The sequence below is a fragment of the Candidatus Nealsonbacteria bacterium DGGOD1a genome (genome assembly GCA_022530585.1).
In the GTDB taxonomy this organism is placed as follows: Bacteria; Patescibacteriota; Minisyncoccia; order Minisyncoccales; family UBA5738; genus UBA5738.
Map to the genome: position 1 here is coordinate 931,694 of CP092821.1, position 20,447 is coordinate 952,140.

The window sequence follows — 20,447 nt, forward strand, 5'->3', positions numbered from 1 at the left end:
GCAAAAATTTAAAATTTGAAGTTATTAAAAATTTTGGCTGGACATCTCAAACGAGAGCCAGCCCCTATTCATATTTTGGCACACCTTAGCGGCGCGCCGGTCCATTCCTAAGAAACAGCTTGCCGTTCCTTAGGAACATATGGCACCCGCCGATAGTATCTCGGCGAGTATGCCGGCGATCAAAGGTTATTGCCACCGAAGTTGCGTTTTCTTCGACTCCGCCACTTCGCTTCATCGGATTGAGGTGCACGGTAACATTCCACCGCTGGCTGGCGGCAAACATTACCCCATCAAGTAAATCAAGAACATTTTTCTTGAGATTCTTGAATTCCACTGCCTTCGGTTCTTCGTAATATTCCTTTGCCACGAAGCCGACCCATATTTTTCTTATCTCTATTTCCTTGCCGCCTCTTTTGATCTTGACCAGGTCGGTCTCGGCGCTGACCACATAAAGTTCTGCGTCCAGCAACGACTGGACGAACTTTGAGAGATCAACTTCCTCTGTCCACGGGAGCATCATCTCGCCGGGCATAGGAACCCATGCCGGTTGACTATCCCTAAGCCCCCTCTCCTGCATAATCCTTTGATATTCTCGCCTGTTAATAAGCCAAGCGGGAACCATCGTATCCCGCGGAAGATTTAATGTTAAATAAACCATCCGCGTATCCGCCTCAAGAGGGATAATGATGCTCTGTCTATTCGCAACTGGCTCAACCTTTGCCTTTCCGCGGGGAACATCCCGCAATACTACTGCTGCCATTTCAATCAATCCTCTTTAAATTTTCAATGGTATTATTATACACGAAATATATAATTTGTCAAGGGTAGCGGAAAAACAAAACCCGGCGGGCGCCGGGATTGGGATAGACAAAAATACAAAATGCGGTTTGGCGAGGTTAGACCTCGGCGAGTATCCCTCGCTTCGCTCGGGACAAGCTACCGAGGACTAACCTCAAATACAAATACAAAATTCGAGGTTTAGGCAATCGATTCTTTTTTCACTTTATATTCTTTGCGGTCTTTGTATTCTTGCTGTTTGCCCAAATTGAACTGGCCCACCGGGCGGAGATAACCCACCACCCTGGTATAGACTTCGCAGGGCTGTTCAATCGTGCACTTGGGACAAGTGAAATGTTCGCCTTCGATATATCCGTGGGTCGGGCAAATCGAAAATGTCGGCGTCAGCGTAATATAGGGCAAACGAAATTTCGTGAAAATCTTTTTCACCAATGATTTGACGCTCTGGATGTCGCTCAACCGTTCGCCCAAAAACAAATGCTGAACCGTACCGCCGTTATAGCGGCATTGGATGTCATCCTGCAACTTCAACGCTTCGAACACATCATCGGTAAAGTTTACCGGCAATTGGCTTGAATTGGTGTAATACGGGCTTTTCTTGGTGCCGGCCGCGGCAATGTCGGGATACTTGGCCTTGTCTTTCAAGCACAAGCGGTAAGCCGTTGATTCGCCCGGGGTGGCTTCCAGATTGTAAATGTTATTGGTTTCCTTTTGATATTCCACCATGCGCGCGCGCATAAAATCCATCACTTCCAAGGCAAACGCCCGGCCTTTGTGCGACGCGATGTTTTCGCCCAAAAAGTTCACCAGCATTTCATTCATCCCGACCAAGCCGATGGTTGAAAAATGGTTGCCGTAATAAGCTCCGCGCGACTTTTTGATATTGGAAAGATAGTGGCGCGAATAAGGATATAATCCTTTTTCAATGTAATTTTCAATCACCTTGCGCTTGAGTTCCAAGCTTTCCTTGGCCAGATCCATCAGATGTCCCAAGCGTTCAAAAAACTCTTTCTTGGTTTTGGAAAGATAGCCGATGCGCGGCATATTGATCGTCACCACGCCGATAGAACCCGTCAGCGCGCCCGAGCCGAACAATCCGCCACCGCCGCGATTGTGCAATTCGGTCAAATCAAGCCGCAACCGGCAGCACATACTGCGCACATCCTCGGGACTCATATCGGAATTGATATAGTTGGTAAAATAATTTATTCCGTATTTGGCCGTGGCTTCCCACATCGGCTCCAGCGCGGGATTATCCCAATCAAAATTCTTGGTAATGCTCACGGTTGGAATCGGAAATGTAAAAACGCGCTGATTTTTATCGCCATCCAGCATCACTTCGTAAAACGCGCGATTGAGCATATTCATCTCTTCCTGGAATTCGCCATAGGTTTTATCTTGCGGCACGCCGCCGATAATCACCGGCTGTTTGGCAAACGACGGCGCCGGAGTCAGATCAAGAGTAATATTGGAAAACGGACACTGAAAACCCACGCGCGTCGGCGTGGCCATATTGAACAAAAATTCCTGCATCGCCTGCTTGACCTGCAAATAAGTTAAATTGTCATAACGGATAAAAGGCGCCACCAAAGTATCGAAATTGGAAAACGAAACCGCGCCGGCAACCTCGCCCGCCAAAGTATAAATGAAATTGACGATTTGCCCCAAGACCGTGCGCAAATGCTTGGGCGGGACGGATTCCAGTTTTCCCGGCGTACCGCCAAACCCGCGGCGCAAAAAGTCATACAAGTCCCACCCGGAACAATAAGGCGCCAAAGTGTCCAAATTGTGCAAATGGAAATCACCCGATTCGTTGGCTTCGCGGATTTCTTTGGGATAAATTTTATTCAGCCAGTATTTCTTGACGGTGTAAGAAACCGCGTAATGGTTCAATCCCTGCAAAGAAAAAGCCATATTGGCGTTTTCCTGCACTTCCCAATCCATCTTTTCCAGATATTGGTCCACGCGCTCCATCGCTTCATCGCTGGCCACGGCCGCGTCGCGGATACGGCGGCGCTGTTCGCGGTAAAGAATGTAGGATTTGGCCGTGTCCACCAAGCCGTCCATAATCAAAACCTCCTCGATGATATCCTGTATTTGTTCAACCGAAGGAATGCCGTCGTTCTTGAACCGGCGGTTGAAAATTTTCAAAACTTCATCGGCAATCTTTTTGGCCTTGGCTTCGTCTCCTTGGCCGGTAGCCGTGACCGCTTTGAATATTGCGTTGATTATCCGGTCAAAATCAAAATCCACGATTCGCCCATCCCGCTTCTGCACTTTGGTGATTTTATTTTCCATAATGAACCTTTTGTTAAATTAAAAACGACTTAAAATCCGATCTATGGTTTGCATAAATCGGCAAACGGAGTTTTTCTATAAGAATATTTTCTATTTTACCCCACCCAAAATTCCCGTCAACCGCCAGTATTGTACAATGCAACCGCTCACCGGAGGCAAAAACACGCTGCCTCAGCAAGGGATTGCTATTTTGTAAAATTCCAATTTTTCTTTAGGATACCCGCCTTCGATAGCTTCGATATACCTTAATCGCCGATGTCGCGCAAACAAAAAGTCCGTTAATGTTTGGCCTCAACGGGCTTCAACCGCCAAGCATCAACCAGCTACTCATTCAAGCAACGCTTTGTTTGAATTTTTTGACCCGACAAACTCCGCCAAATTGATTTTCATAATTTCAAGATTGATAATATCTCCATTTTGATCGTAATTAATCACAACATTGTCTCTGCCGCATTTGTTATAATTCATATCCCACCGCACCTTTTGATGTGATAAGCATTACAAGCTTGAGGCCAGGGAATGTTCTTTTATCGACCTGTTTGCTGTTTTGAAGCACGACGATATTTGTTTTGTTAAGGAGTTTAACATAAGTCGCGTTTATCATGAAGGTTTTACTTGCGACTACGGTTTGGTTGGTAAGAACTGCCTGCGGATTGATCGGTATCCAGACATAAACGAAAGTCGATTGCGGAAGAGTCACAAGCGGCGCGGAGTCATACTGTATGCCGGTAAGCTGAGCGTATGCGAGCATTTTGTTGCTAAAAGACTTTTTTAACACAAGCTTGGTGGTGTGTCCCGCCTCATCTTTAATCATATACCCAGAAGCAGTCTTTGTCACAGTGACGCTTCCAAGATTGTCTTTACCTGCCACGAACAAGTCTTTTAATGCGATGTCTGCCATAATTTTTGCTTCCGGGGCGGTAAGGTCAATGTACAATTCCGCAGTCTTTGTTTCTTCAGTATTTCCCGCATTATCGGTCGAGCGATACTGCACGACATGTTTTCCCTCGCCTGCCAAGGTAAAAGGCATTGTGTATTTTTGCCATGTTGTATCATTGTCAAGTGAGTACTCTGTCTTTACAACGCCGGTTCCTTCCGCATCATCCTTTGCGGCAAAAACTATAGCAATGTCGGAGCGGAACCATATGGGGCCACCGGCACCGGAAGCAACGAGGGCAGTGGTGGGAGGTACAGTATCTGTATTCAGAGATTCGAGATGTACAATAAGCTGATTAAGCAGGTCAACATCTATTTGCGAAAAAAACCCGTCACCGTTAAGGTCCCCGCTACTAAATAGACCTTCATAATATGTATTGAGATCTTCCTGAAGTGCCGTAATGTCAAGTCCATTTATCTGGCCATCGCCATTGACATCGCCTAGCCCACCTTTTGCAATTTCCACGCGATATTTTATCACCCGTTCTTCTCCGGCAGGGATTGTCTCATCAAATTCTATTGTTGAGCTTGCGCCTCCCATGGCACCCATCACCCCCGCACCAAGGCCATAGAACCGTACCGAATACTCGCCGGGGAGCGGATTGGTAAGAAGGAATTGTTCAATCTTTCCATTGCCGCTATAGAAAGAACCCGGGATATCATTCAGTTCTCCCGTAGCAGAAGTATAGCCCATTTGCCGACCCAGCGGATCAGTGATAATAAAATCAACCGGATCAAACATGCCATGGAACCAATTCTTTATATTCGCAAATGTATTTTCTGTCTTGAGCGCATGCAGAAGCAATTCAGGAGAAAGCAAGGGAATCAAGTACTTCTTTCCGCCAAATGTAGCCTCCATTGACTCTAAATCATTCGGTATAAAACCTGCGCCATTTCGATAACCAACAGTTTCCGCCGCCCATTCCACCAACCCGACGCAGGTAAACGAATTATCACGGCCTTTTTGTGCCTCGGGAGAAAGCGTGTCGGATATTCCTTCGGGAAAGCTAAAATCTATAAAGCGAAAAGTGTCCCCCGTGCGAGTTTTAATAGCCGCCTCCATTGCCTCTGCAAGTTCTTCCGAAATTGGTATGTCTTCGGTGGCAACAACAGCAGTCGGCTCTCCGACAAACGCATCGTGCAAAAATGTTCCCTTGGAGTGTTGCGCTTGTACACCGTTTATGGACTGTACGCCTGCCCTTTCAAATCCGTCGCTTGATTCATATGTCCCTGTAAGATACCCGGGATGCGATTCATACACCAGGTTATTTATCTGAAATGCAGAATGGTCATAACCGGGTATTTGATCCTTTTGTAGGCCCCATGTGCCATCTTTCATATCATCATTTTTTTCGCGGAACAGTATTGATGGGCCAACCGACACAAATGAAACATTGTCTATGGCGTATCCCGCTGGTTCATCAGCTACGGTTTCAATTCTCCACCGTGCGATATTTCCTCCGGTTATAACAAAGTGTTCAATGCCGAATTGAGAGTTAATGCGCTGTCCAAGCACTTCACCCTTAGAATCAAACCACCGGATGCGTACCGAACCTATGTTATCGAAATAACCAGCGTCGAGAGAGAAGGAATGGACTACAATCGGCGTTACGCCGTCTTTTTTATCAACAAACCGGCCCTCTATCGCTCCCTGGAAAAGAGGAGAACCGGAAAGAACGGGGCTTGTCGGGTTTGAACCATCTTGGGTAATAAAAGGACTGGAACCACCAAAGATAATACCTTTGCCTTTGTATTCATCCGTGATAGCCGTCTCTACGGAAAATTCACTAAAAGTGATAATGTCGCTCACGATGGCATCCATTGCTTTAATTGAAATGCCTTGCCCTTTAGTACTCGGCGGCATATTTTGTTCTATTGCCTGCGCCGAACGCGCGGATGGAGAAGAACTTGGTATGGTAGCCCCGTATACCGATGGAACAAAACTTATTACAAACAACACGGGAACGACAAAAAATAACTTGGCCATATTTTTTCTATCCATTTTTTTTGTTTTTTTTATTTTTTTATTCAAATTAAGAAATCAATCGCAGGTAATCATTTTCCCGTTACTCAAGAGCGCGGCGGTACGAAGCGATGATATCGGTTAAAGTATTATTTGTTATACGAGCATCGCTTTACATATTCTACATCTCCACTGCGGACAACGGTGAGTTCGCAAGAATAACTGGGCAATATCTTCCCTTGGGACTCGATATCCACAAACCACACGCCTTCTTCCTTCCGAAAAGTGGTTATCCGCCATCCCGGGTATTTAGCCTCTTCTTCCGCACGCACAAGCTCGGCGCGAACCTCTGCAAACCCTATGGCAAAACGACCCGCATCAACAGCGGTGTGTATAGGGAATGCTATTGGAACATACGATTCCATTCCTTTCAGAGAGGAAATGGTTTCAGTGTAAGAACGCGAAGAATCGCGCTTCGCCACATACCAATACCCAAACACCACTACAAACAAGAACAATATTCCCCCAACAACTGAAAGAACAAGTCTGTTATTCATAGTAGTTAACAATTAAAGAAATACAGTTAAATGTCAAAGACAAATTGTTTGAATCCATCCAAAAAACTAACCGCATACCTGCTAGCGCCCTACCGGTTTTCGCTTCCGCACCGGAAACAATTTCGTGCTCATTCCTTGATTAAAAAATACTTCGCCCACAAAATGGCAAATCCGGATTTCGAGATTCGCGCTTCGGATTTATGATTTTTCAGAAGCCCGTGGCCACGACCGTGATCTTGATTTCGCCTTTGGGCAAAGTTTGGTCGTGAACCGCACCGAAAATCACCCGCGCCTGCGGATTGATTTCCGAAGTTATGATTTTTGCCGATTCTTCAATTTCGGAAAGACTGATGTCGGCGCCGCCGGAAACATTGAATAACACGCCCTTGGCGCCGCGCGCCGGAACATCAAACAGCGGCGATTCAATCGCCGCCCGGGCCGCCGCTTCGGCCCGCTTTTCGCCTTTGGCCCGACCGATGCCGAAAACCGCGCGGCCGGAATCTTTAAGAATCGATCTCACATCCGCAAAATCGACATTGATTATGCCCGGCGATAAAACCAAATCCGAAATGCTTTGCACCGCCTGGCGCAAAATTTCGTCGCAAATCCAAAACGCGTTGGTCAAAGTCGTGTTGGGATTAAGCGTTGCCAGCAATTTGTCGTTGGAAATCGAAATCAGCGAATCAACCTTGCCCTTGATTGAATCAATGCTTTCCTGGGCGACGCGCTGGCGGTATGAACCTTCAAACGAAAACGGCCGGGTTACCACCGCCACGGTTAACGCTCCCGAATTTTTGGCGATTTCGGCAACCACCGGCGCCGCGCCCGAACCCGTACCGCCGCCCAAGCCGCAAGCGACAAAAACCATTCCCGCGCCTTCAATCGCTTTTTTTATTTCTTCGCGCTGTTCTTCGGCGGCTTTGCGGCCCATTTCCGGATTCATGCCGGTTCCCAATCCCTGCGTCAGTTTGCGGCCAATCTGGATTTTGGCGTCGGCTTTGACCTTTTTCAAATCTTGATAATCGGAATTCAGCGCGACCAATTCCACGCCGCGGATACGATCCTTTTCCATCCTTCCGATCGCGTTGCACCCCGATCCCCCCACCCCCAGCACTTTTATGTTGATTGGATTAAACATACCCTGCAGAAATTTAAAGTTAAAAAATCAAAATAAAAAATGACAATTTAAAATTAAAAGTTCAAAATGCGCGGACATTTTACATTTTGCATTGTCATTTTGATTTTTGATTTTTACATTTTAAATTTTCGTTACCACCCTCCCGGAAAACCCCGCGACCGCTCCTACGGTATGAATATCTTGAAAAACTTTTTTATTTTGTCCCAGCCATTGCCGTTCATCGAGAAACGCGGCGAAACGCCTCCGCTCTCATCCTCCTGCTCTTTCCACCCCGCCGCGGCCAATCCGCAGGCCGCCGCCAACGCCGGATCCTGATCGATATTGTCAAACCCGCGCGGCACGCCCACGCTCACGGTCAATTGAAATGTTTTCCTTGCCAGTTCCTCGATACGCGGCAATTTCACTCCGCCGCCGGTGAGCACAATGCCCGCCGGCAATTTTTTATCGCGGCTGATTTTTTTCAATTCCTTATTCGCCAATTCAAAAATCTCGGCCACTCTTTCCTGAATTATTTTTGAAATCAACCTTTGCGAAAAAATCGCGGCTCCGCCGTCCCGTCCCCGGCTTGACCCGCCCAAGTTTCGCGAAAACGACGGCTGTCCGGCATTGGAAGAGTGTTCCTTCGCCTCTTCCCCTCCTTGTTCCGCGCTCAGATAAATCTTTTTGTCGCCGCCCTTGAAAACGCAAATTCCTTTTTCTATTTTCAAACGCTCGGCGGTTTCAATATCAGTCTTGGCGCCGATGGCAATATCGTTGGTAATATTCGACGATCCGACCGGCAAAACGGCCATATGCAGAAGATCGCCTTCTTCATAAACCGCAAGACTTGATGTGCCGGCGCCGATATCCAATATCGCCACGCCCAATTCTTTTTGCTGATCGGACAGCGCCGCGGCCGCGGCCGCGATCACCGACGGCGCGCGATTCAATATCTCCAAACCGCCTTTTAGAACCGTTTGATCGGAATTTCTCAAATAAGGAGTGAACCCCGCCACGATCAAAACCTCCGCTTCCAACCTCACTCCGCGCATACCGATCGCGTCCTTCACTCCGCTTTCGCCGTCGACCGCGAATTCGCGCGGATAAACATCGACGATTTCCTTGTTCGATGACAACGAAATCGTGCGCGCCGCCTGCAAAACCCGATCGACATCTTCGGCGGAGATATTGCCATCGGCCCGGGAAACCGATACCAACCCGTGGGAAGGCGTGCAAAATATATGGCTGCCGCCCACGCTGATATACGCCCCGGGCAACTTGCGGCCCACCGCCAGCTCGGCGTCTTTGACAACTTCTTGCACGCATCGCGCCGCGGCTTCGACATCGACCACCACTCCGCGCCTCACTCCCCGCGACGGACGCTGTCCCGCGTAGATAGTGTCCAACCCCTCTCCGGCCGCCTTTTTCTGGGCCACCACGATCTTTATAGAACTGGTACCGATATCCAAACCGGTAATTAGTATTGGAAATTTTGCCATGAAACTAAAATTGTAAAATGTAAAAATCAAAAATCAAAATGACAATGTAAAATCATAAAATGTTTTTATCGCGGCATTTTAACATTTTCCCCGCCAAAGGACGGGTGCGCCTATGGCGCAAATTGTCATTTTTCATTTTGATTTTTTAACTTTAAATTTAAAAACATCTTTGAATTGCGACAAATAAAATTGTTCCTTTCGTCTCATTTCAATCGCCGCCGCCTTATTTTTTTCGTGGTCATAGCCGAACAGGTGCAGCATTCCGTGAACCACAGCCCACGCCAATTCGTATTCCGCCGAAACTCCGGTTTCCCGGGCGTCGTCTTTTACCTGTTTGGCGCAGATGACCAATTCCCCCAATACCCGGGGGTGTCCGCAGTCTTGGTCCGCATCTTCTTCGACAAACGATAGGACATCGGTTACCTGGTCTCTTTTGCGGTATTTTTTGTTGATCTCGCGAATTTTTTTCGGACCCGCGATCACAATCGAAACTTCAACATTGCGGGCATCGGACACATCTTTTGCCTCCCCGCCGATAACGGCAACGGCGGTTTTTTTTACCAGCTTCTGATTTACCGCCGCTTTAACCAAGCTATTTATTTCAACATTAGTTTTCATTAAAAATCTCCCCGCGCTAATCAATTATTTTAACAAACAAAAAAGGCGAACGCAATCGCCCCGGCCATGCGTCCCCGGGCATGCGCCTTAATTCGTGAATTTCAAAGTGGAAATCACCGATTGATAAACCCGGTCCTCGTAATCGTCAATGCCGCCGCACTCAGTCGATGATTCGTTGGCCAAAAACCCGAATTCGTAGAATTTTTCGCCGTTTTCAAGAAAAACCGCGCTGCCGCTAAATCCCATCCCTGCCGTTTCATAATCAATTTTCTTGGCCGGTTTGCCCGCCACGGAAATATCCGCCCGGCCGTCAACCGTCATTCCCATAAGTTGGCCATCGACAAAATCAGCCAGCGAGCCGCGGGCGGCGCTTTCCAAGAAATAGAATATTCCCAGCGAAAATCCGCCATCGGTCTTTTCCAATTTCGGGCATCCTTGATCGCCGGCCGCGAAAACCGGATATTGGAATTCAATCCCAAGCCGCGCGTCGCGCCAAGTTTCGTTTTTAAACCCATTCTCCAAAACCGGCGCGGCGGCTTCAGGGGTTGTCGCGGATTTTTCGCTCGGCGCCGTTGTTGTCGCGACCTGTTCGACCGCAACCTCTTTTTGCGGATGGCGATAAACATTGAAATAAAAATCCGCGGCGAACCAAACGCCCGCCGCCAACCCCAAAACAATCAATATGAAATTGTAATTAACCCCCTTTTTCCTCCTCGCCATAGATTTAAGTTAGTAATCCCATTGTACCACCATCGCCCAAAAAGTAATACCCGATCGCGGCGATATTTCCATTCATAAGGAATTGGCAACCGCGCAAACAATCACAAAACTATGGCGCGCAAAGGGTTAGCATTTTGCTTGATTTTAACTTATTGATTTATTTGCGGTACTTGAGTATCCGGTTGCGCCAAAGAAAACGACTCAACATTTTCAATGTAGCCGATCGGTATGCAGCTGCACGGCTCGCTAAAACTCTGACCGAAAACATGACCTCTGATTTCCACTTTTTTGCCAACATATTGCTTCACTTCGTCGCATCTGTTTTTAAATTCCGGAATATCGAGAAATTCGGCAAAATTAGATTCACCATCCCCTCCATCATAATCCAGTTGGAAATTACAAGCGCCATCCTCCATTAAATCACCGCTCACTGTCATATTTCCTTGATCGGTATAATGACTTTGATCGGTATCATAACTTTTAACATTATTTCTGTTTACGAAATAAAAATACGCACCAACAACAATCGCCGCCAGCGACAGCACGATTAAAACACCGACAAACATCGCAAACCCGTTTTGATTTGATTTCATAGTTTTTTGGATAATTGGGCAATTGGCAAAATTAATCGCAATTTCGCCATATTTTACAAAAATTACAAAGACAAGATTCGGTTTTTATCCGAGCATGCCGGATATTTGCCATCGGTTGTTGCGTCTTCGGCGCAAAATCCCAGAAGATCGGCATAAACTTGAGAATTTCGCAGATCGATTTCATAGCTGATCACGGCGCGATAACCCGTGCCGCAAGCGCGGCAACCGGTCGTAATGTCAAAAGTAAAAACAAGCCCGCCGGTTTTATCCAATCCGATCCGTTCACCGTTGGAAAATGAAACTTCCCGGCCGGGCGGAAATTCTTCCGCCAAACGGCCGTTATCGGAAATTTTTGAAAAATCGGTCGCCATCAAGTACCAGATATTTTCACCAACATCATACAAAGCGAACTGATGATTGCTGTTGGCCGCCAGCGGATTCAAAACATCAAGGACGGCATAATATCCGTTTTGATAATCGCCATAGCCGATATAATTTGCCATCAACCCCCAATCCGATTCGCGCCAAAATTCAATCGCGTCTTCGCCGGCGCCAAGTTTTTTTAACGCCGCAATCTGACAGTCGGCCACGCCGCCGGAACATCCCTGAATCTCGGCAAGCTGGCCGGCGTCCCAAGCAATATTGAAAATCGCGCCGGAACTGAAAACGCGCGAAAGCTTTTTCGGGACAATTGCCGCTTCCCGCCTTCCCGCCGCCAAATCATTTCTTTCGGGCGGCGGGGTTTCGGTTTCGGATTGGCTTTGTTCCGGCACGGTTTGCGTTTGATAAATCCAAATTCCGACGCCGGCCGATGCGGCCGCCAAAACAACCAATCCCGCCAACAATATTACATTTTGTTTCATGAATTGATTTTTATTCGTTTTAATTTTATTTTACCAGACATAAACAGCAAAAAACAGGACCAAGTCCTGTTTTAAAATCTTTCGCGGATTAAGAGCGGTTATCCGCCGCCGATGATTTTGATGGAATCGATGATCTTGCGCGTTTCATCATCAACCGAAAGGGCGTTGGCGCCGTAGCCGGCGAAAACATAAACAAAATAACCGGAATCGGTTTCAAAAGTATAGAACGGACCGGCGCAAGCGCCGGTTAACGCCAAAGTCGGCTGATCGCTGGCTACTTTGAAAACCTTTTTGGAATTGAAATCAAGCGTGCTTATCAGCGATGCGGTCGAAAAATCGCGCACCATCATAAAATCTTCGTACAATTGGGTAAACAATCCCTGGGATTCTCCGCCCCCGGGTTTTTTGCCCGCGATAATCCGGATATCGGCGCAATCATTATCGCATTTTTTATAGCTAAAACCGCATTTTTTATTGTTCAATTCCGCGCTCATCAACCCTTTGGCATAGCGGTCATAATCAACATCAAGCGACCAGTTCGCCGGATAATCCATTGAAAATCCATAAATATCTTCGGCGAAATTTTTCCATTCCCGATCATCCGCCCGCGCCTCATATAGATTTAAAAAATTAAAAAAACGAATTCCAACCAACGCGAAAACCGCCAGCGCCAGCGCAATCAAGACCATCCTGTGTTTTGACATCAAAGCCATAACTTCTTTTACGGCCGCGCCCATATTTTTATTTCCTTTCTCATCCGGCATATGAATTATACTGGCCGATCAACAACCAAAGCGCGGACGCGGCCAAAATAACAAAAAACGCGACCATTAGCGCGATTCCCTTGCGGCAACCGCACGGCTTTCCGAATTTTGAAAATTGCTTTTCCATAACGATGATTTTAACATAACATCAAATTTTATTGCAACAAAAAACAGGATTTCCCTGTTTTTTCCCGATTTTATTTTTTTATAATCTTATTTTGAATTGCGAAACGCTTTGCATTTTGGGGTCTATCCCTTGCGCTTGTCCCGAGGCTTTTGCGAGGGGTAATCGCAAGGGTCAGACCCCTTTAGAGTATTTGAATTTAATGGTTTCTTAATTCAAAAAATCTTATGTTTTTATGACAGCGCTTCCTTGACCAGCTTGCTTACCAGTCCGGTATCCGCCTTACCCTTCATTTTGGGCATCAAAATTCCCATCACCTTGCCCATATCTTTGACAGCGGCCGCGCCGCTCTGCGCCACGGCTTCGGATACCAATTTTTTGATTTCGTCCTCGCTCAATTGTTCCGGTAAATAGCGCATCAAAATCGCAATCTCGGCCTTGGCGCCTTCGGCCAGATCGACGCGGCCGCCCCGGTCGAACAATGCCAGCGAATCTCTTAATTTTTTGATTTCCGCCGAAACCACATCGACAATCTCTTCGTCGCCAAGCGTTGCCTGGGCGATATCTTTGCCTTGCTTGTTGAACAAGAATTCCTTATCTTTGGTTTTGTTCAAAATCGCGGCCTTGAGCATTTTCAGAACCGAAACAACCGCTTCATCTTTGGCTTTGAAAGCGGCTTTGAAATCGTCGTCGATTTTATTCTTGAGCATAGTATTTAAATCGCAAGGGCGAATTATTATTCGCCCCTACCGTGATTTTAAATTCGTATTCCGGTTAAAAAAGTCGATGATGACCGTTTAAGATTTCTTCATCTTCTTGATCAGGTCGTATTTTTTCTTGGTTTCCACTTTGCGCAACGCGGATTTTTTCTGCATATTGTCGGATTTCACGCGCTTGACAAATTGCCGCTTGCGCGTTTCCAATAAAATACCGCTCTGTTGCACCGCCTTTTGAAAACGCCTCATCATCGCCTGCACATTCTCCCGCTGTTTTCTTTTGATTTCTAAAGCCATTGTATTTATTTTATGATTAAATGTTTAAATTATTCTATGATTTCTAGCCGACGGCAAACGGCAATTCTTGGCCGCCCACCAAATGGATGTGCAAATGACCAACGCTTTGGCCGGAGTCTTTGCCGCAATTGACAATCAAGCGGTAACCGCTTTTGTCCACCCCCTTGATCTTGGCAATTTCGGGAATCGCCAGCATCATTTCGGCCAGACATTCCCGATCATCCGCGCTTGCCTCTTGAATATTGGCAATATGTTTTTTGGGAATTATCAAAGTATGCACCGGGTACACCGGCTTGATATTCTCGAACGCCAGCGCGAAATCGTTTTCAAACACAATTTTGGCCGGTATTTCCCCTTTGATGATTTTGCAAAAGACACAATCCATAGTATTGCTTAAATTTGGCAGGATGTCAACCATTTTTACTTCTTAAATCTCTTTTTGATCTCGCCCACCACCGTGCCCAGCTTCAGGCTTTCCTGCTTGCCGGTTTCCATATCGCGCAGAATAATCGACCCTTCAAGCGCTTCTTTCTGCCCCAAGAGCAAGGTGAATCTGGCGCCGTATTTATCGGCGATTTTCAATTGCGATTTGAGCGAATCGCGATCAAACGATTCTCCGGCCGAAATGCCGGCTTGGCGCAATTCCTCGAACAGCTTCAAACTTTTCTTCTTGCCCAAAACTCCCAATTGCGCCAAAAATACTTTGGCTTTTTTCTCCTCGCCCACTTTGATATCGGCGGCCTTCATCGCCAGAACGATCCGATCGACCCCCAAAGCGCCGCCCATGGCCGGCGTTTCCTTGCCTCCCAGAACTTTCACCAATCCGTCGTAACGGCCGCCGCCGCCCATGGCCATCTGCCCGCGGCTATCCTGCCCGCCTTGGTAAATTTCGAAAACCGTGCGCGTGTAATAATCCAAACCGCGCACCAAATAGGGATTGAGCCGGTAAGGCAAGCCGATTTCTTCCAAGTATTCCAAAACTTCTTTAAAATGACTTTTGCATTCTTCGCAAAGATGATCCACGATCTGCGGCGCCTGCGCGCGGACGGCTTGGCATTTGTTCTCTTTGCAATCCAGCACCCGCAAAGGATTTTCTTTGACCCGGCGCTTGCAATCCGCGCACAAAGCCGATTCGCGGCCGCGCAAATAACCGGCCAAAGTTTTGCGGTAATACGGCCGGCACAACGCGTCGCCGATGCTGTTGATTTCAATGGCGATATTCCCCAGCCCGAGTTCCTTTAGAATATTATAATAAATTTGAATGATCTGCGCGTCGATGATCGCGCCCGTTTGGCCAAAGACTTCAAACCCCAACTGCCAAAACTGCCGGTAACGGCCCGCTTGCGGCTTTTCGCTGCGGAAAAACGGCCCGTAATACCAAAGCCTGACCGGCTGGGGCCAGTTGGCCATTCCGTTTTCCAAATAAGAACGAACGATTGACGGCGTCCCCTCGGGCCGCAGAGTCAAATTATCTCCGCCCCGGGTCTTGAGCGAATACATTTGTTTTTGCACGATATCGGTCGTGGCGCCCGTGCTTTTCACAAAAAGATCGCTGTCTTCCAAAATCGGCGTTTCAATGCGGTTAAAATTATAAAACTCCGCGATCTCCTTGGCGGTTTCATAGACTTTTTCGTAATATTTCTGATCATCCGGAAGAATGTCGTGCATACCGGTAACCGATTGGAATTTTGGTTTCATCGAACAAAGTTAAAAGATAAAAATCAAAATGAAAAATGACAATGTAAAATTAAAAATTATCAAATTTTAAAATTGTTTCATTTTAAATTTTGAACTGTCATTTTTCATTTTGATTTTTACATTTTTAATTTTTAGTACTTCGGTGTTTCAAACAAGGATATCTGGTCCAGCGGCCACAAGCGCACTTCCACCCGACCGATGATATCTTTTTTGGGCAGCTCCCCCCAATCTTGAGAGTCGGAAGAGTACGGCCGGTTGTCCCCCAAAACAAAATACTGGCCGTCGCCCAGCTTGTACGAACTCATATCCGGCGCTTTAAGATTCGACGGAATGTACGGTTCGCTCAATGTCATGGTTGTACCGTCAACCGCGGTAACAACAACATTGCCGCTTTTGATCTCCACGGTTTCGCCCGGAAGGCCGATCACCCGCTTGATAAAGCGTTTGGAGGTGTCTAAAGGATATTTGAAAACCACCACCTCTCCCCGCTCCGGCGCCCGGAACCGATAGGACAGTTCGTCAACGATCAAATAATCCGCCTCGTGGAAATTCGGCTCCATCGATGATCCTTGGATCACGAACGGCTGAAACAGAAAATAACGCACCGGAATCACGATGGCAAACGCCAAAACCACGATCTTGGCCACTTCCCAAACAAATCCGCCCGCGCTTTTGATTGCCGATGACATAATGAAAATTTGATTAAAATATGCTTTTATCATAACAAAAGAAAACAACTTCCGCAAGTCGTCCGATTCTGCTATAATTACTCAATTATGGAGCAAAAAACTATCTTAATCGTCGGGTTGGGCAATCCCGGGCAGGATTATCGCCGCACCCGGCACAATATGGGTTTTATGGCCGCGGACGCGTTTGCCAAAAAACACAATTTTGGCGATTTTGCGATGGTCGAAGATAACGCGATGGTTTCGGCGGGCGAATTCGGCGGCAAGACCGTTATTCTAGCCAAGCCGCAAACATTTATGAATAAATCCGGGATCGCGGCCAAGCGGTTGGCCAAGCGCTATTCCCTGTTTAAAAACAAAAAGTTTGACAATCTCTGGGTTATCAACGACGATTTGGACATCCCTCTTGGAAAAATAAAAATTTCCCAAAACCGCAACGCCGCCGGCCACAAAGGCGCGCAATCGATTATTGACCAAATGAAAACCAAAAATTTTGTCCGCTTCCGCGTCGGCATCGCGCCCCATACCGCGACCCTGAAAAAAATCCCCGGCGACAAATTGGTTCTAAAAAAAATCTCCCCCAAGGAGCAAATAGAATTCGACAAAGCTGTTGATTTGACCGTCTCGGCCATAGAAACCGCGCTGGCTGAAGGAATCGAAAAATCAATGACCGAATTCAACCAATAATTTAGCATTTTCAAGGTCGCACCTTGCCATAATCGGCAAGGTGCGACCTTGCACAAACTGCATTTTGGAAACAAAAAAAGACCAGCCCTTCCAAAAAATTAAAAATTTCTTGATAGTGTCAATGGTCTCTATTTTTTAACCTCCGACAACCCCTCCTTATTACTCATTTTTCATCTCCTCCTTATAAAATTTTTTGCAAGTTTAAAAATGGTGTATAGTAAAAAAGTGATGGATTACAACATCAAACATATCACTGAAGCCGATATTGAATTCCCCAATTGCTTGCGCACCATCCCCTCACGGCCCAAAGAATTATATTTGCGCGGTATTTTGGATCCGGTTAAACCGTGCGTGGCCGTGGTTGGTTCGCGTATCCCGTCCACCTATGGCAAGCAAGCCGTCCACGATATTGTGAGCGGATTGTCCCGCGCCGGCGTTTGCGTTATCTCCGGTATGGCGCCGGGTATTGATACCTTGGCTCATCAAACCGCCTTGGAATGCAACGGCTTGACCGTTGGCGTAATCGGCACCGGATTGGACGAAAAATCGTTTTTCCCCAAACAAAACCTTGACTTGGCGACAAAAGTGGTTAATACTGGCGGTTGTTTGGTCAGCGAATACCCGGCAAGCTTTAAAGCCACCAACTACTCTTTCCCCCAGCGCAACCGCATCATCGCCGGCCTGTCGCTGGCAGTTCTGGTCATCGAAGCCAAGGAAAAATCCGGTTCGCTCATCACCGCCGAATGGGGTCGCAAACAGCACAAACCGGTGTTCGCGGTTCCCGGATCGATCTACTCGACAAACTCCAAGGGCTGTAATTGGCTGTTAAAGAAAGGCGGGCTGGCCTGCGACTCCGCCTTGGATATTCTAAACGCCTTGGGTATCGCGCCAATATCGCCGAAAATCGCGGCAACGGCGGGTACCCCCGAAGAGCAAAAAATTCTCGACGCGTTAAAAAACGGAGCGTTGGATATCAATCAAATAATTCTGGCCGCCAAACTCCCCGCCCCAACCGTGATCGGCCTGATCCCGGTTATGGAAATCAACAATATCATCCGCGATTTGGGCAACGGGGAATACTGCCTGAACAATTAATTTAAAATCGAAAAATCAAAATGGAAAATGACAGTGTAAAATTTAAAATTATTGGATTCAAATTTTTTACATTTTAAATTGTCATTTTGATTTTTGATATTTACATTTTTAATTTTTATGGATCTCATCATTGTCGAATCGCCCACAAAAGCCCGGACTTTGCAAAAATTTTTAGGTTCGAACTATAAAATTCTGTCATCGTACGGCCATGTGCGCGATCTGCCCAAGGGCTCTTTTGGCGTTGATCTTGAAAATAATTTCACGCCGAAATACACCCTCACCGCCAAAGGCAAAACCACGATTAAAGAACTCAAAGCCGAAGTTAAAAAAGCCGACAAGATATTTTTAAGCACTGATCCGGACCGCGAAGGCGAAGCCATCGCGTGGCATTTGATCGAAGCCCTGAAACTGGACAAACCGGCCACCAAAAAAATTGAAGGCCCGGCTTATCGGCGCATTGAATTCCACGAAATCACCAAACGCGCCATTGATGAAGCCCTGCGAAACCCCCGGGAACTTGATTTTAACTTGGTCAACGCCCAGCAAGCGCGCCGCGTTTTGGATCGCATCGTCGGCTATCAACTTTCCCCTTTCCTTTGGAAAAAAATCGCCAAAGGCCTGTCGGCCGGCCGCGTCCAGTCCGTGGCCGTACGGCTCATTGCCGAGCGCGAACGCGAAATTGAAGCCTTCAAGCCCGAAGAATACTGGGAAGTTTTAGCGACCCTCAAAAACACCAAAAAACAACCGCTCAAAGAATTTGCCGCCAAGCTGGTGAAAATCAACGAAAAAGTTTTGGACAAGCTGGAAATCACCGATGAAGCCAAAGCGATTGATATTCAAAATGGCCTTGAAAACGCGCGCTATTCCATCGTCGCGATTGATAAAAAAGAAACCCGCAAGAATCCAAACCCGCCGTTCACCACTTCCACTCTCCAGCAAGCCGCGTGGCAAAAATTCCACCTCACGGCCAAAGCCGCAATGATGACCGCCCAACAATTGTACGAAATGGGATTGATCACCTACCACCGCACCGACTCGCTCAATTTGTCGGAGCAGTCGCTGGCGGCGGCAAAACAATTCATCATTCAAACTTACGGAGAACAATACCATCCCGGCGGGTACAACACCTACAAAACCAAAGCCAAGGGCGCCCAAGAAGCCCACGAAGCCATCCGGCCGGCCTACCCGGAGCAAACCCCGGAAATGGCTCAAACCGACAAAAATCTCACCCGGCCGCAATATAAATTATACGAGCTGATCTGGCAAAGATTTATCGCCTGCCAAATGACACCCGCGATTTTTGACGGCATGAGCGTTGATATTGACGCGATTGGAGTTTCAAACACGAATTATGGCTTCAAGGCCAACGGCCAAACCTTGAAATTCGACGGTTATTTGAAAGTCTATCCCTCAAAATTCGAACCGGTTGACTTGCCGGCGATGGAAACCGCCGAAGATTTGGAATTTATCAAACTTGATCCGACCCAGCATTTCACCAAGCCGCCGGCGCGCTTCAATGAAGCCAGCCTGATCAAAGCTCTGGAAGAATTCGGCATCGGGCGGCCGTCAACCTACGCGCCGATCATCACTACGATTCAAACCCGCAACTATATTGAAAAAGACGATAAAAAATCTTTCAAACCCACGGAAATGGGTCTGATGGTCAATGACATTCTGGTGGCGCACTTTCCGCGGATCGTGGATATCGGTTTTACCGCCAAAATGGAAGAAGAATTCGATGAAATCGCCCAAGGGTCGATGGATTGGGTAAAGATGATGCGCGATTTCTACGCGCCGTTCAAGGAAAACTTGGATGCCAAATATAAAGAAGTGGAAAGCAAAAAAACCCAAGTGGTCGCCACCGATAAAATTTGCCCCAAGTGCGGCGCGAATCTGGTGATTAAAATGGGACGCTTCGGAAAATTCTACGCCTGCCCCAAATTTCCGGAATGCAAGCACACCGAAAATATGGAACCGGCCAAGCCCGCGTTTGATGTGGAAATCCCCTGCCCCAAATGCGGGACCGGCCACATCGTGGAAAAGAAAACGAAAAAACGAAAAATTTTCTACGGCTGTTCGGCCTACCCCGATTGCGACTTCGCCCTCTGGGACAAACCCACCGGCGCCAAGTGCGAAAAATGCGGCAGCATAATGATCGAAACCAAACGCAAGCAAGTGAAATGCTCCAACAAAGAATGTTCAGCAAATGCAAAATTGAAAAATCAAAATGAAAAATGACAATTAAAAATGTAAAATTTATAATTCAATAATTTTAAATTTTACATTGTCATTTTGATTTTTGATTTTTACATTTTAAATTTTTATTTTTCTCTTGATTTTTCCCCAATTTCGCGCTACCCTACAATCATCAATTTGAAGATTGGCGGTGCATTATGTCATTGTTATCTTTAGTTCCTA

General features: G+C 47.0%; 21 protein-coding genes. 3 read left to right on the forward strand and 18 right to left on the reverse strand.

Features of this window, described 5'->3' with window-relative positions; genetic code table 11:
* Positions 1–85 precede the first annotated feature (85 nt).
* The 18 genes from L7H18_04590 to lepB all read right to left on the reverse strand — a co-directional run bounded on the left by L7H18_04590 (position 86) and on the right by lepB (position 16,250).
* The gene (locus tag L7H18_04590) at positions 86–760 is read right to left on the reverse strand and encodes a hypothetical protein (GenBank protein UMX47691.1); all 675 of its coding nucleotides are present in this window, start codon (positions 758–760) and stop codon (positions 86–88) included.
* 218 nt (positions 761–978) lie between these two features.
* Positions 979–3,096, reverse strand: coding sequence for a ribonucleoside triphosphate reductase (locus L7H18_04595; protein ID UMX47692.1), 2,118 nt, complete (start codon positions 3,094–3,096; stop codon positions 979–981).
* Between the two features lie 327 nt (positions 3,097–3,423).
* Positions 3,424–3,564, reverse strand: a complete 141-nt coding sequence (locus tag L7H18_04600; GenBank protein UMX47693.1) for a hypothetical protein — start codon at positions 3,562–3,564, stop codon at positions 3,424–3,426.
* Positions 3,554–6,064, reverse strand: coding sequence for a dockerin type I repeat-containing protein (locus tag L7H18_04605; GenBank protein ID UMX47694.1), 2,511 nt, complete (start codon positions 6,062–6,064; stop codon positions 3,554–3,556). The genes L7H18_04600 and L7H18_04605 overlap by 11 nt, the downstream gene beginning before the upstream one ends.
* An 80-nt stretch (positions 6,065–6,144) precedes the next feature.
* Positions 6,145–6,552 (reverse strand): hypothetical protein, encoded by a 408-nt coding sequence (locus L7H18_04610; protein UMX47695.1) that lies wholly within the window; start codon positions 6,550–6,552, stop codon positions 6,145–6,147.
* A gap of 208 nt (positions 6,553–6,760) precedes the next feature.
* A complete protein-coding gene (ftsZ, locus tag L7H18_04615) occupies positions 6,761–7,690 on the reverse strand; it encodes a cell division protein FtsZ (GenBank protein UMX47696.1) in 930 nt (309 codons plus the stop codon).
* Positions 7,691–7,854: 164 nt separating this feature from the next.
* Positions 7,855–9,168 (reverse strand): cell division protein FtsA, encoded by a 1,314-nt coding sequence (gene ftsA, locus L7H18_04620; GenBank protein ID UMX47697.1) that lies wholly within the window; start codon positions 9,166–9,168, stop codon positions 7,855–7,857.
* A gap of 132 nt (positions 9,169–9,300) precedes the next feature.
* Positions 9,301–9,786, reverse strand: a complete 486-nt coding sequence (gene ybeY, locus L7H18_04625; GenBank protein ID UMX47698.1) for an rRNA maturation RNase YbeY — start codon at positions 9,784–9,786, stop codon at positions 9,301–9,303.
* Positions 9,787–9,873: 87 nt separating this feature from the next.
* Positions 9,874–10,506, reverse strand: a complete 633-nt coding sequence (locus tag L7H18_04630; GenBank protein ID UMX47699.1) for a hypothetical protein — start codon at positions 10,504–10,506, stop codon at positions 9,874–9,876.
* A gap of 149 nt (positions 10,507–10,655) precedes the next feature.
* Positions 10,656–11,099 carry a hypothetical protein gene (locus tag L7H18_04635; GenBank protein ID UMX47700.1) on the reverse strand — a complete coding sequence of 148 codons (444 nt, stop codon included), beginning with the start codon at positions 11,097–11,099 and terminating at the stop codon, positions 10,656–10,658.
* 62 nt (positions 11,100–11,161) lie between these two features.
* The gene (locus L7H18_04640; GenBank protein UMX47701.1) at positions 11,162–11,962 is read right to left on the reverse strand and encodes a hypothetical protein; all 801 of its coding nucleotides are present in this window, start codon (positions 11,960–11,962) and stop codon (positions 11,162–11,164) included.
* Between the two features lie 98 nt (positions 11,963–12,060).
* Positions 12,061–12,726 (reverse strand): hypothetical protein, encoded by a 666-nt coding sequence (locus L7H18_04645; GenBank protein UMX47702.1) that lies wholly within the window; start codon positions 12,724–12,726, stop codon positions 12,061–12,063.
* Complete coding sequence (locus L7H18_04650; protein UMX47703.1) at positions 12,716–12,853, reverse strand: hypothetical protein; 138 nt, start codon at positions 12,851–12,853, stop codon at positions 12,716–12,718. Before L7H18_04650 ends, L7H18_04645 begins: the two co-directional genes overlap by 11 nt.
* Positions 12,854–13,083: 230 nt before the next feature.
* Positions 13,084–13,560, reverse strand: coding sequence for a GatB/YqeY domain-containing protein (locus tag L7H18_04655; protein UMX47704.1), 477 nt, complete (start codon positions 13,558–13,560; stop codon positions 13,084–13,086).
* Between the two features lie 87 nt (positions 13,561–13,647).
* Positions 13,648–13,863, reverse strand: coding sequence for a hypothetical protein (locus L7H18_04660; protein ID UMX47705.1), 216 nt, complete (start codon positions 13,861–13,863; stop codon positions 13,648–13,650).
* Positions 13,864–13,906: 43 nt separating this feature from the next.
* Positions 13,907–14,248, reverse strand: coding sequence for a histidine triad nucleotide-binding protein (locus tag L7H18_04665; protein UMX47706.1), 342 nt, complete (start codon positions 14,246–14,248; stop codon positions 13,907–13,909).
* A 35-nt stretch (positions 14,249–14,283) separates the two neighbouring features.
* On the reverse strand, positions 14,284–15,531 hold the full coding sequence (hisS, locus tag L7H18_04670; protein ID UMX47707.1) for a histidine--tRNA ligase: 1,248 nt from the start codon (positions 15,529–15,531) through the stop codon (positions 14,284–14,286).
* 161 nt (positions 15,532–15,692) lie between these two features.
* Complete coding sequence (gene lepB / locus L7H18_04675; GenBank protein ID UMX47708.1) at positions 15,693–16,250, reverse strand: signal peptidase I; 558 nt, start codon at positions 16,248–16,250, stop codon at positions 15,693–15,695.
* Between the two features lie 87 nt (positions 16,251–16,337).
* Here lepB and pth point away from each other — a divergent pair, with 87 nt between their 5' ends.
* The 3 genes from pth to topA all read left to right on the forward strand — a co-directional run bounded on the left by pth (position 16,338) and on the right by topA (position 20,267).
* Positions 16,338–16,934: an aminoacyl-tRNA hydrolase gene (gene pth, locus L7H18_04680; protein UMX47709.1), complete on the forward strand. Its 597-nt coding sequence runs from the start codon at positions 16,338–16,340 to the stop codon at positions 16,932–16,934.
* Positions 16,935–17,141: 207 nt separating this feature from the next.
* Positions 17,142–18,029 (forward strand): DNA-processing protein DprA, encoded by an 888-nt coding sequence (gene dprA, locus L7H18_04685; protein UMX47710.1) that lies wholly within the window; start codon positions 17,142–17,144, stop codon positions 18,027–18,029.
* 117 nt (positions 18,030–18,146) lie between these two features.
* Positions 18,147–20,267 carry a type I DNA topoisomerase gene (gene topA, locus L7H18_04690; GenBank protein ID UMX47711.1) on the forward strand — a complete coding sequence of 707 codons (2,121 nt, stop codon included), beginning with the start codon at positions 18,147–18,149 and terminating at the stop codon, positions 20,265–20,267.
* Positions 20,268–20,447: the final 180 nt, after the last annotated feature.